Here is a 12025-nt window from a genome sequence, read left to right on the forward strand (position 1 = left end):
CAAGATCGCATGACCATTCGCATGCCGTATGAAATTGTAAGGATTTTCGCGTTTACCCCTAAAGGATCGCTCGCGCGCGCCGTAATGCGTCATGCCAGCGCCTCGAAGGCGCAGGTTCCTTCCTCACAAGCTACTCCGGAACCGAACTCATGCTTTCACGCTTATCAAGCCGCGCGAGCGTCGGCGTGCGTCTCGCCTTGCTATCGTGCGTGCTCGTCGCGGCAATATTTGCCGCCTTCACGTGGGCGATCACGCACTCGGCGGCAACGCAGGTCGGCGACCAGGTGCGCGCGCGCATCACCGAAAAGGACCAGTCGGTCGCCTCGTCGATCTCGCTGATCGACGGCGCGCTCGACGCCGAAGTCGACCGCGCCATGCAGCTCTTCGAGAGCTTCCTGCCCGGCGCCTTCACGCTCGATCCCACGCAAACGGTCGACATTGGCGGCAAGGCCACGCCGGTCTTCAAGTCCGGCGACCACGTGCTGAACATGGACTTCACGGTCCCCGACCAGTTTCTCGCGCGCAGCGGCGAAATCGCCACGATTTTCGCGCGTAGCGGCGACGATTTCGTGCGCGTGACCACCTCGCTCAAGAAGCAGGACGGCTCGCGCGCGATCGGCACGCTGCTCGATCGCAACGGGCCCGCGTACGGCCCGGTTCTTGCCAACCGCACGTATACGGGCCTTGCCCAGCTGTTCGGCAAACAGTACATCACGCAGTACAAGCCGATTCTCGACGCGAGCGGCCATGTGATCGGCGCGCTCTTCGTCGGCGTCGACGTGGGCGCGCAGATCGACGCGCTCAAGAGCGAGATCGCCAAGCTCAAGATCGGCGAAAGCGGCTACTACTTCGTGATGGACGCTTCGAACGGCTCGGCGCGCGGCACCTTCCTCGTGCATCCGAGCGCCGCGGGCAAGCACTACGACGACGCGAACGCGCCCTGGTCGCGCATGCTCGAGGCGCGCGAAGGCACGCTCGACTACACCTCCGCCGACTCGACGCGCGACGAGCGCGACGCGCGCGCGAAGTTCGTGTCGTTCGTGAGCGTGCCGCAGTGGCAATGGCTCGTCGGCGGCGTCGCCGTACGCGACGAGATCATGGCCGACGTGAACGCCACGCGCGACCGCTTCGCCGCGATCGGCCTCGTGCTGGTCGCGCTGTTCGCGGCGCTTTCGATCTACGCGGCGCGCCGCCTCGTGAGCCAGCCGCTCGACGCCGCAGCACAAGCCGCCGGCCAGCTCGCAGCCGGCGACCTCACGGTGCGCATCGGCAACGGCGGCAGCAGCCGCGGCGGCATCGGCAGCGGCGATGCAACGAATGCCGACGAGATCGGCCGGCTCACGCGCGCCATCGACGGCATCGGCGTGGGACTCGCACAAATCGTGGCGCAGGTGCGCAGCGCCACGGCGCAGATGAGCGAGGACACCTCGCGCATCGCACAAGGCAGCGGCGAGATCGCTTCGCGCATCGCGAGCCAGGCGAGCAGCCTGGAAGAGACGGCGGCGAGCATGGAAGAGCTGACCTCGACCGTGCAGCAGAACGCCGACCACGCAACGCGTGCGAACAGCGTGGTGACGAGCGCCGCAGAAGCCGCTCTCGACGGCGGCCGCGCCGTGAGCCGCGTCGTGGAGACGATGAACGACATCAGCCGCTCCTCGCAGAAGATCGCCGAGATCACCGGCGTGATCGACGGCATTGCGTTCCAGACCAACATCCTCGCACTCAACGCGGCTGTGGAAGCGGCGCGCGCGGGCGAGCACGGCAAGGGCTTCGCGGTGGTCGCGAGCGAAGTGCGCGCGCTCGCGCAACGCAGCGCGGCGGCGGCGAAGGAAATCTCGGCGCTCATCACCGAATCGTCGTCGACCGTCGAGACGGGTTATCGCATTGCCGGCGAAGCGAGCACGACCATGCGCGGGATCGTCGCGCGCGTGGATGAAGTGCGGTCTATCATCGGCGAGATCAGTGTGGCCTCGCGCGAACAGTCGGGCGGCATCGAGCAGGTGAACATCGCGGTTTCGCAGATCGGCGCGGCGACGCAGCAGAACGCCGCGCTCGTGGGCGACGCCGAGCGCGCAGCCGCCGCGCTCAACGATCACGCGGCGGCGCTCGCCGAGCTCGTTTCCGTGTTCAAGGTGCACAAGTAACGCACACGGTACCGTCAGGGCATGCTTCGCAGTGCAAGATAAAAGGAAAAGGCGAAACGAAAAAAGGCAGCGCCCAAGGACGCTGCCTTTTTTGTTGGCTGCGCGGCAGATGCCGCGCACCGCTTCACTCCACGATCGTCGCCGAGCGCGCCAGTTCGGCCACGCGTTGCCCGAGCGCGGCCTGCATGGCCTCGTCCTGCAACTGACGGCGAATGTCCCCTTTCGCCGAATCGTACGTCGGCACCTGCATCGGTCGCTTGCTTTCGAGGCGCACAACCAGCCAGCCGTCGCCGGCCTTCAGCGGCTGCGGCGCAGTTGCGCCGGGCGCGAGCCCCGTAATGAGCTGCGCGAGCGGCATGGGGATGCCGTGCGTGTTGCCTTCGGTGAGCGGCAGCCTGAAGCTCACCCACGGCATCTCGCCGCCAGTGGCCTTCGTCGCGCCGATGCCGTACTGCCGCGCGAGCTCGGCGAACGGCTGGCCGCCCTTCACCGCCGCGAGCACGGTGTTCGCGGTTGCCTCGTCGGCCACGGCGATCACCGCCGGCTTGTACTCTTCCTTGCCGAACGTCGCGACGACCGATTCGTAGCGCGCTTTGATCTCGCTGTCCGTGATCTTCGGCGCGTGCACGTTGTCCAGAATCCACCCGCGGATCCCGGCGTCGGTCTTTTCGGCGTCGGGGAACTGCGCGACCTCGGGGCGCTGGTCGTAGTGCCCGAGCACGGCCTGCTGGCGCAGCAGTTCGCGTGCGATCAGGTCGTCCTTGAGCGCGGCGCGCAGTTGCGGCGTGTCGGGCGCGCCGGTGCGGCTGACCACGTTGCTCACTGCCGTGTCGAGCGCGGATTGCGGAACCACATGGCCGTTCACGAGCGCAGCGGCGCCCGCAGGCAGCGCGGCGGCCGCGGACGCCAGGGTTGCGGCTTCGGCTGCGTGGACGAGCGTGGGCGCGAGCGTGCTCACCGCCACCGAGGCGAACGAGAGCAGGCACAGCGTGCGGATGGATCGGGACATGCGTGACATTTCGATTGACTCCAGCGTATTCGGAAAGCCGCGGCGCAACGGTGCAGGAAGCGCCAGGGGCAAGCTTTGATCCGCGCGAATCTAGCGGAATCTCGAAGCGCTGTTGTCAGGAAGTGTCAAACGGACGCGGGGCCGGATTAGAAGCTTGCGGCAGGTCAAGCGCGAGACGTCCACCCGCGCCGTCACGCTCAGGCGACGGCGCGGGACGGCGCGCTCATTGTCCCTGTGGCTGCGCCACCGGCGGCGTGTAGCTCGCGCTCGCGCCCGGCGTGCCAGGCTCCGCGTCGTCGGGTGTCGGCGTCGGGGCAAGCGCCGGCTCCTGCGCCGGATACGAGGGCTGCGGCGCAAGTGCCGGCGGCGTACTGGACGGAGCGACGATCGGCGGCACGCCCATGATCGCGCGCGCGGCGGCTTCCGCAGCCGCCGCCGAAGCGGCAGAAGGCGCCGGAACCGCGGAAGGCGCCGATGCCCCCGCTTCCGAAGCCGCAGAAGCCACCGATGCCGGTGCGGGGGCGCTGACACGCGGTGGCGGCGCACGCCGAACCGGCGCGCTCTGCGGCGGCGCTTCGTGCGTGCCGACCAGCTTGTCCATCCACGCACGCAGCTTCTCGCGGAAGGTTTCGAACGCGCCCGGCGTCACTTCGGTGTCGAAGCGCGCGCGCGGATCGACGAGGCGCTGGCGCAGCGCGCGCTGGAAGAAGTCGCCGACGATCGGCAGCGCGCTGCGCGCGCCCTGGCCCCAGTAGTCGTCGAGCGTCACGCGGCCGTCGTCGAAACCAACCCATGCGCCCGCGACGAGTTGCGGATTCATGAGGATGAACCAGCCGTCCGTGTTGCCTTGGGTCGTGCCGGTCTTGCCCGCCACGTCGCCGCGAATGCCAAAGCGCGTGCGGATGGCCGCGCCCGTTCCGCGGTTCACGACGTCGCGCATCGTGTCGAGCAGCGTGCGGTCCGCCTCTGCGGAAAGCGCCCGCTCGGGCGACGCACTCTCGAACTGCGCGAGCACGTTGCCCTTGTGGTCCTCGATGCTCGTGACCATGCGCGGTTCGAGGTACACGCCATCGTTGGCGATGGTGCTGTAGGCCGAGACCATCTCCTTCAGGGTGACCGGGCTCGTGCCGAGCGCAAGCGAAGGCACCGGATCGAGCTGGCTGTCGCGCACGCCCATCGCGCGAGCGAGGCGCGCGACCTTGTCCGGGCCCACCGTCTGCATCAGCTGCGCGGTGATGCGGTTGCGCGAAAACGCGATCGCGTCGCGCAGCGTCATCGGGCGCATGCTCGGCTGCACGTCGTCGGTCGGCTTCCAGATTTCGCCGCCCGCCAGCGGAATTTCCACCGGCTGGTCGATGAACGTGTCGCTCGGCTTCGCGCCCGCCGCGTAGGCCGCGCCATACACGAACGGCTTGAACGTCGAGCCCGGCTGACGGCGCGCCTGCTGCACGTGGTCGAACGGTTCCTCGGTGAAATCGCGGCTGCCCACCCACGCCTTGATCTGTCCGTTGCGCGGGTCGATGGCGAGGAAGCCCGCCTCCACCGCCGTCTTGCTCTTGCAGAGGTTGCGCATGAAGGTACGGTCGGCGGAGAGCTGCTTGAGCGCGTCGGCGTCGCTTGCGCCTGCGTCGCGCGCGCTCTTGTAGTCCTGCGTTTCGCGCATGAACGTCGCGAACAGGTCGTTGCCGGACGTGCAGCCGCTGCGGCCGCTCCACGCGCCGTTCGCGATGCCCTGAAGCTGGTTCGCGTGCTGGCGCAGCGCGGCGGTCGCCATCTGCTGGAGACGCGAATCGATCGTGGTGCGCACCACGAGGCCATCGGAATAGATGTTGTAGTCGTTGCGGTCGGCCCACGAGATCAGCCACTTGCGCAGTTGCAGCGCGAAATGCGGCGCGGGGCCCGGCGGCTCGGTCTGACGCTCGAAGTCGAGGCGCAGCGGCTTCTTCGAGAGCGTGGCGTACTGCGCCTCGCTGAGCTTGCCGTACTTCACCATCTGGCCGAGCACGGTGTTGCGCCGCGCGAGCGCGCGCTCGGGGTTGATCACCGGGTTGTAATAGGCGTTGCCCTTCAGCATGCCCGTGAGCGTCGCGGCCTGCAGGATGTCTAGCTGATCCGCCGAAACGCCGAAGTAGGTGCGCGCCGCCATCTCGATGCCGTAGGCGTTGTAGAGAAACGGCACCGTGTTCAGATACGTCTCGAGAATCTGCTGCTTGCTATACACCGCTTCGATCTTGAACGCCGTGATCGCTTCCTTGATCTTGCGCGTGAGCGTGGGCGCGCGGCCGATTTCATCGGGATAGAGATTGCGCGCGAGCTGCTGCGTGATGGTCGAGCCGCCCTGGCGGTCGCCCGAGAAGGTGTGCAGCGCCGCGCCCGCCGTGCGCTTGAAGTCGATGCCGTGGTGTTCGTAGAAGCGGTGATCCTCGGTGGAAACCAGCGCATCGACCATGTGCGGCGAGATCTGCGCGAGCGGCACCCATTCGCGGTTCGAGGGCTTGAACTCGGCGAGCACCTTGCCGTCGGCGGAAAGGATCTGGGCGGGCTCGTCCACCCGCGCCTTACGGATGTCTCCAATGCTCGGCGTGAACGGAATCAGCACGAGCACGTAGAGCACGACGAGCGCCGGCAGCGCGCCGATGGTCATGAGCACGCCGCGTCGCGTGGGATGCCGCAAATGGTGGAGCGCACGCGCGCCGCACAAGCGGGCAAAGCCGCCAAGCCGCGCGGCGGCAGGCTTCAGGCGGGACAACGACATCGCGATTCGATCGCGGATCAACGGCACGTAACGCTTCACGCGGCAGGTAGGGTCGGCTGGCAAAGCGTGAATCGTACCAAACTCGCAAGGCCGCCCCTTCATCGGGCCGGGCGCAAGCCCGACATCGCCATAAGTCTATTTATGACAGGGAGATGAAATCATCCTTCCAGATCGCGGAAGAATCCTCTCCAGTCACAGCCGGTTTTCCGGCGCCTTTCCCTCCCTACACTCCTGTCCCTGTTGCAAACCGGTACGAAACAACAACGCTACAGGAACCTCGAATGAAGAACACCGTCTCGCTCACCACCGCTGCCGCCGTGCTCGGCGCACTCGGCACGCTCGCGGCGCCCGCCGCCCACGCGCAAAGCTCGGTCACGCTGTATGGCCTGATCGACGCCGGCATCATGTACACGAACAATGTCGCGAGCGGCAAGTCCGGAGGCGCGCTCTGGCAGGCGACGAGCGGCAACGTGAACGGCAGCCGCTTCGGCGTGCGCGGCAGCGAGGACCTGGGCGGCGGCCTGCATGCGGTCTTCGTGCTCGAAAACGGCTTCAACGTGCAGAACGGCAAGCTCGGCCAGGACGGCCGCATGTTCGGCCGCCAGGCCTACGTGGGTCTCGCGAGCGACCAGTTCGGCTCGCTCACGCTCGGCCGCCAGTACGACTCGCTCGTCGACTTCGTCGCGCCGCTTTCGGCCACGGCGGGCACCTTTGGCGACACGGGCTTCGCGCACCCGTTCGACAACGACAACCTGAACCACTCGCTGCGCATGAGCAACGCGGTCAAGTTCACGAGCAACACGTATAGCGGCCTGAAGTTCGGCGCGCTCTACGCGTTCTCGAACAACACCGACTTCGCCGTGAACCGCGCCTACAGCTTCGGCGCGAGCTACACCAACGGGCCGCTTGCCATCGCGGCCGGTTATCTGCAACTGAACGGCACTCAGGGCGCCACGGCGAGCAGCCCGGGCGCGGTGGATCTCGCGGAATCGACGGCCAACGGCAAGGGCGGCTTCTCGCTCGGCGCCGACCGCCTGCGTTCGTTCGGCGGCGGCATCAACTACACGTTCGGCCCGGCCACGGCGGGCTTCGTGTTCACGCGCAGCGAATACACGGGTACCAGCTCGTTCGGCTCGCAGGGCGGCGACATGAGCTTCAACAACTACGAAGTGAACGGGAAATATCAGTTGAACCCGGCGTGGAGCCTGGGTCTCGCCTACACCTTCACGGATGGCCACGTGAGCAACACGACCACGTTCGGCGCCGATCCGAAGTGGAACCAGGTGGACGCACAGGTCGTGTACCGCCTCTCGAAGCGCACCGATCTGTACGGCGAGGCGATGTACCAGCACGCCACGGGGCACAACTACGTGGCGTTCATCAACACGGCGGGCGGCGCGTCGTCGACGGCCAATCAGGTGGTGGGCACGGTGGGCTTGCGCGCGCGCTTCTAATCACAGCACCAGCGACAGCGCGATCGACACCCACACGGCCGTCGCGCCGCACAGAAAGGCGCGGCGGGCCATCAGGAAGCGCGACTCGTCGTTGGGCTTCGCGGGCGAAGTGGCGAGCCAGGGCACGCTGCCGAGGCACGCGAAGCCCAGGAGCGCAATGCCGACGACCACACGGTCGCCGATGCGCCAGGCCGAGGGCTCGTGCAGCCCCCAGTAGCCCAGCGCGATCATGCCGATCGAAAACATCGTCGAGGCGGCCGAACTGAGCGCCACCACCGATCCCGTCGGAGATTGCATCGAATGTCTCCCTCGCGCGCCTCGCGCAGTTGGCCCACCAGGTCGGGCCATTATCGGCGGGCGGGCAGGAGGCGGCAACGCCGCGGCCTGCCCACGCCGGAAGCGGCTTACGCGCCTGGCCGCACCATCTGGAACATCTCGCCGATCTGCGCGTAGTCGGCGCGATAGCCCGCGCGCATCACGGGCTGGGCGGCGTGCGTGTCGAAGAGGCCGTCCTTCAGGAACGCCTCGCGAATGTGCACGCCCACCACCTGTCCAAGCGCCAGCCAGTTGTCCATGGGCGTGCCGTCGAGCGTTTTGAGCCGCACGATCTGCAGCAGCTTGCATTCGAGCGCGGCCGGCGCTTCGGCCACGTGCGGCACCGCGACGTTGCGGCCCGGTGCGGCGGTGAGGCCCGCGAGCGCGAATTCGTCGACGTCGGCGGCGACCGGCGCGGAGGTGCGGTTCATCTGCGGCGCGAGCGCCTTCGACGTGAGATTCCAGACGAACTCTCCGGTCTCCTCGATGTTGCTGATGCTGTCTTTGCGGCCTTCGCTGCAGAACCCGATGATCGGCGGAAAGGTGGCGAACGCGCCAAAGAAACTGTAGGGCGCGAGATTGAGCACGCCGCTCTTCGCGCGGCTGGAGATCCAGCCGATCATGCGCGGCGCGACGATCGCCTTGAACGGGTCGTGCGGCAGGCCGTGGCCCTGGGCGGGGTCGTAGAAGTAGCTATTGGACATGTGGATAAGACGTAGCGATTTCGAAGCGGCATCACTATGACACGGGCGGCGCGCGGCTGTCGTCACGCCAGACGAAGCGGCTTCGGCTCGCAGCAGCCCCATATCGGCCCCATATCGGCCCCATATCGGCCCCAAACGCAACAAGGCCGGCTCTCTTTCGAGAGCCGGCCTTGTTTGATGACCTTGCGGTCTGACCGGAGAAACGCGTTGGACGGCGAGCGCCGTCCGAAGCGCCTCAGCTTCGATCAGTCACGCGGCATGCCGAACGGCATGTAGTGCGAACGGCGAACGCGCTCTGCTTCGCGGTGACGCGCTTCGTACGAATATTCCGAATCCATCGGCAGGTACGGCGACGCGAAGAGATCGCTCACCTTTTGGATCAGTGCAAAGATGAAGCTCATGGCGACTCCCAGTTAGGCTGCGGTTCAGGGTTTTCCCTAAGACAGAATCGATTATAGGGTTTTCCCTAGGACAACGCTAGTGCAACGCAGCAAAAAAACTGCGACGCACCGCCGCACGGGGTCGCGCGCAATCGATGCGTTGCAGCAAAACAACGCATCGATATTTCGGATACAGGGGCGGGATCGCGCGACGAAGCCGTTCAGCGAGTGGCTTTCTGGGCGGTTTTGGCGTGCGCCGCACGCGTGGAATGCGCCGCGGCACGGCGCGCGGGCGTGGGTGCAGCCTTGGCGGGCTGCGCCTTGACCACCGCTCGTGCGGGGGCCGCCGGGGTATCCGCGGCAACAGCAGCCGCCGCCGTTGCGGCAGTGACGGCGGCAGTTTGCGCGGCAACGCGCTGCGACAGGTCGTCGACCGAGGACTGCTGCTTTAGGATGAACTGCTCGAGGCGCGCCTCGTTTGCGCGAGACTCGTTCGCGAGGCTGTCGAGCCGCACCGACTGCGCGACGCCGAAGCCCACCGATGCCAGCACCGCCACCGAGGCAGCAGCGAGCACCCACTTGAGTTGCCGCGACGACGCGGCGGCCATATGGCGCTGCTCGGCGAGCGCGCCCTGAAGCGCGTCGAGGCGCTGCGCCAGCGCATTCGGCTCGGCGGCCGCTTGAGCGGCTTCGGGCGCGAACCCGGCGGGTTCGACGCGTTCTGCGTTGTCGATGGCAAACGACGGTTCGGCAACGAAGGCCGCAGCAGCCGGGCCCTGCGCTTCACCAAAGCCCGGCGCCACCGGTTCGATCCCAGCCCCGGCCACGGCCGGAGTAGCGGCACGCTTCGCCCGCGGCGCGCGGCGCGCGGTCGTTGCCCCCGCAACGGGGCTCGCCACGCTGGCCTCATCGCCGGACGCTGCCGCCGCCTGGGCGGGCTCCGGGTTTTCGAAGCCGCTCAACGTGCCCTGGCGCACGGGAGCATCCGCTTGCGCGACCGCGGCGAGACCCTCGCCGTCGAGCGCTTGCGGACCATCGGATTCAGAAGCAACAGGGGATTCAGTCACGTTGGACGGCGCCGATGTGGCGCGCGGTTGCCACGGTGCGGTGCGTTCAGGATGCGAAGAGCTCAAGGATGCGGTATCTGCGTAATCAGCCATGGGTCAGCGATGCGGTTCGCGTCGCGCGCCGGCCGTTCACGGCCGTTTGGCGACGTCCTCGTGTTCTGGTTCGAACGCCCATTGTCGCATGCCAGAACGCGTGGCCAGATGCTCTCCCCCCACTTACCCACCAGGCATCGACCGGACAACCCACGCAGGTCAACTCTGCACGCCGTCCTCGCGAAACTCCTTCACGTCGGGCAAGCGCCGCAGCGTCGCGCAAATCGCCTCGTACTCCATCGACGACACGCGGGCGAGCGTGATCATCACTTCGTCCAGCTCGGGCGAGTCGTCGCTCTGCTGCACGACGAATTGCTTCACGCGCGGGCTCGACGTGCCGAGCGCGTCGTGCAGCGAGTGAAACGTGAGGGCGCCGCGGCTCACGAGCAGCGTGAGCTGGCGGCGCTGCCGGAACGTGATGAAGCGCCGCTCGAGCGGCTTGATGCCCGCGAGGATGATGAGAATGATGACGGTCGCCGCAATCGCGCCTGTATAGAGCCCGCCGCCCACCGCGAGCCCCACGGCCGCGACCGACCAGAGGCTCGCCGCCGTCGTGAGGCCGCGCACGATCTCGCCGCGCAACAGGATCGAGCCTGCGCCGAGAAAGCCGATGCCCGAGACAACCTGCGCCGCCATCCGGGAAGGATCGAGCACGACGTGGTCTTCCTTGAGCACATCGGCGAAACCGTAGGCCGAGACGAGCATGATGAGCGCCGACCCCACGCACACGAGCATATGGGTGCGCAGGCCCGCCGCCCACGAAAGCCGCTCGCGCTCGAAGCCGATCACGCTGCCGAGCAGGGCGGCCAGGACCAGCCGCGAAATGAGTTCCCAGTTTCCGATCATTGTTATCAGCCTCCTGGTCTTGTTGTCGTGGGCGCGGTCGCCCCGCGGCAGGCGGGAATCTCCCGCGCAATTTGCGAATGCGTACAATCGCCGGCATTGCTCATTTGAAGTGACGCGGTCCCCCGCACCTTTTCGCCATGAACACACCTACGAGCGCAGCCAGCCTGCGCGAGCATTTCGACCGCATCGTCCTGCCGATGTGGCGCGGCCCGGGCTTCAACGCCGACCTGCGCCTGCCCTACGAGGCGCTCGATGCGGCCGGCGCGAAGCCCCTGCCCGTCACGCGCTATCGCGCGATGGCGTGCGCCCGCCAGCTGTTCGTGTTCTCGCAGGCCGGCGACACCGCACACGCGCAAACGCTCTTCGAAACGCTGCGCCACACTTTTCAGGACCCGAAACACGGCGGATGGTTCTACAGCGTCGACGCCGCCGGCGCGCCGCTCGACACCACCAAGGACCTCTACACGCACGCCTTCGTGGTCTTCGCAACCGCGGCCTACGGCCAGCGCTTCGGCGTGAACGAAGCGCTCGGCGTCGCGCGCGAAACGTCCTCGCTGATCGTCGATCGCTTCGCCGCCCACGACGGGCTGCTGAACGCGGCGCTCGACGCTTCCTTTGCGAGCGTGACCGGCGCTCCGCTGCAGAATCCGCTCATGCACCTCACCGAAGCCTGGCTCGTCGCGAGCGAAGCGACCGGCGACAGCGCCTTCGACACCGCCATCACGAAGCTCGTCGAAGCGCTCGCGCGCGGTTTCCTGCACGAGCCGACGGGCTGCATCGCCGAATTGCCGCTCGGCGCGGCGGACAACCGTCTCGAGCCCGGACATCAGTTCGAGTGGTTCTGGCTGGCAACGCGTGCGGGCGCGCGGCTGGGTGCGTCGGGTCTGGACGAGGCGCTTGCGCGCGCCTTCGCCTTTGCGCAGAAGCACGGCGTGGACCCGGAAACGGGAGCCGTGGCGGCCGCGCTCGACGAGCACGGCCGTGTGATCGATGCCACGCAGCGGATCTGGGCGCAAACGGAATACTTGCGCGCGCTCGCCACACACGGCGACGCCGAGGTGCGCGCCGCGCTCGCGCCGCAAGTCGCGCGCTTCGCACCGCGCTTTCTCACGCCGCAGGGCTGGGTGGAATGCCGCAGCGCAAACGGCGACGTGGCGCGCGCGGACATGCCGTCCACGACGCCGTATCACCTCTTGACCGCTTATCAGGGCATGGGCATCTGAGACGCCCGATACGTCACAGCGCGAAACACCAAGGC

General features: G+C 67.4%; 10 protein-coding genes. 3 read left to right on the plus strand and 7 right to left on the minus strand.

From position 1 onward, the window contains the following. Positions 1-149: 149 nt before the first annotated feature. Positions 150-2144 carry a Cache 3/Cache 2 fusion domain-containing protein gene (locus U5A52_RS03230; RefSeq protein ID WP_321933904.1) on the plus strand — a complete coding sequence of 665 codons (1995 nt, stop codon included), beginning with the start codon at positions 150-152 and terminating at the stop codon, positions 2142-2144. Positions 2145-2268: 124 nt separating this feature from the next. Here U5A52_RS03230 and U5A52_RS03235 read toward each other — a convergent pair whose 3' ends face one another. Continuing rightward, positions 2269-3153, minus strand: coding sequence for a peptidylprolyl isomerase (locus U5A52_RS03235; RefSeq protein ID WP_321914343.1), 885 nt, complete (start codon positions 3151-3153; stop codon positions 2269-2271). Positions 3154-3376: 223 nt separating this feature from the next. Further along, positions 3377-5908, minus strand: coding sequence for a penicillin-binding protein 1A (locus U5A52_RS03240; RefSeq protein ID WP_321933906.1), 2532 nt, complete (start codon positions 5906-5908; stop codon positions 3377-3379). A 281-nt stretch (positions 5909-6189) separates the two neighbouring features. Between U5A52_RS03240 and U5A52_RS03245 the strand changes: the two genes are divergently transcribed. Continuing rightward, complete coding sequence (locus tag U5A52_RS03245; protein ID WP_321914345.1) at positions 6190-7362, plus strand: porin; 1173 nt, start codon at positions 6190-6192, stop codon at positions 7360-7362. Here U5A52_RS03245 and U5A52_RS03250 read toward each other — a convergent pair whose 3' ends face one another. The 5 genes from U5A52_RS03250 to U5A52_RS03270 all read right to left on the minus strand — a co-directional run bounded on the left by U5A52_RS03250 (position 7363) and on the right by U5A52_RS03270 (position 10767). Further along, entirely contained in the window at positions 7363-7659 is a 297-nt protein-coding gene (locus U5A52_RS03250) for a hypothetical protein (RefSeq protein ID WP_321914346.1), read from the minus strand. Positions 7660-7766: 107 nt separating this feature from the next. Further along, positions 7767-8381 (minus strand): flavin reductase family protein, encoded by a 615-nt coding sequence (locus U5A52_RS03255; protein WP_321933909.1) that lies wholly within the window; start codon positions 8379-8381, stop codon positions 7767-7769. A 245-nt stretch (positions 8382-8626) separates the two neighbouring features. After that, positions 8627-8782: a hypothetical protein gene (locus U5A52_RS03260; RefSeq protein ID WP_199272121.1), complete on the minus strand. Its 156-nt coding sequence runs from the start codon at positions 8780-8782 to the stop codon at positions 8627-8629. A 200-nt stretch (positions 8783-8982) separates the two neighbouring features. Beyond that, complete coding sequence (locus U5A52_RS03265; RefSeq protein ID WP_321933912.1) at positions 8983-9828, minus strand: hypothetical protein; 846 nt, start codon at positions 9826-9828, stop codon at positions 8983-8985. A gap of 252 nt (positions 9829-10080) precedes the next feature. Continuing rightward, entirely contained in the window at positions 10081-10767 is a 687-nt protein-coding gene (locus U5A52_RS03270) for an MgtC/SapB family protein (RefSeq protein WP_321914349.1), read from the minus strand. A 137-nt stretch (positions 10768-10904) separates the two neighbouring features. On the opposite strand from U5A52_RS03270, the gene U5A52_RS03275 reads away from it, so the two are divergent. Then, positions 10905-11990, plus strand: a complete 1086-nt coding sequence (locus U5A52_RS03275) for an AGE family epimerase/isomerase (RefSeq protein WP_321933914.1) — start codon at positions 10905-10907, stop codon at positions 11988-11990. Positions 11991-12025 lie beyond the last annotated feature (35 nt).

Origin of the sequence: Paraburkholderia sp. J8-2, from assembly GCF_905220195.1 — a bacterium.
In the GTDB taxonomy this organism is placed as follows: Bacteria; Pseudomonadota; Gammaproteobacteria; order Burkholderiales; family Burkholderiaceae; genus Paraburkholderia.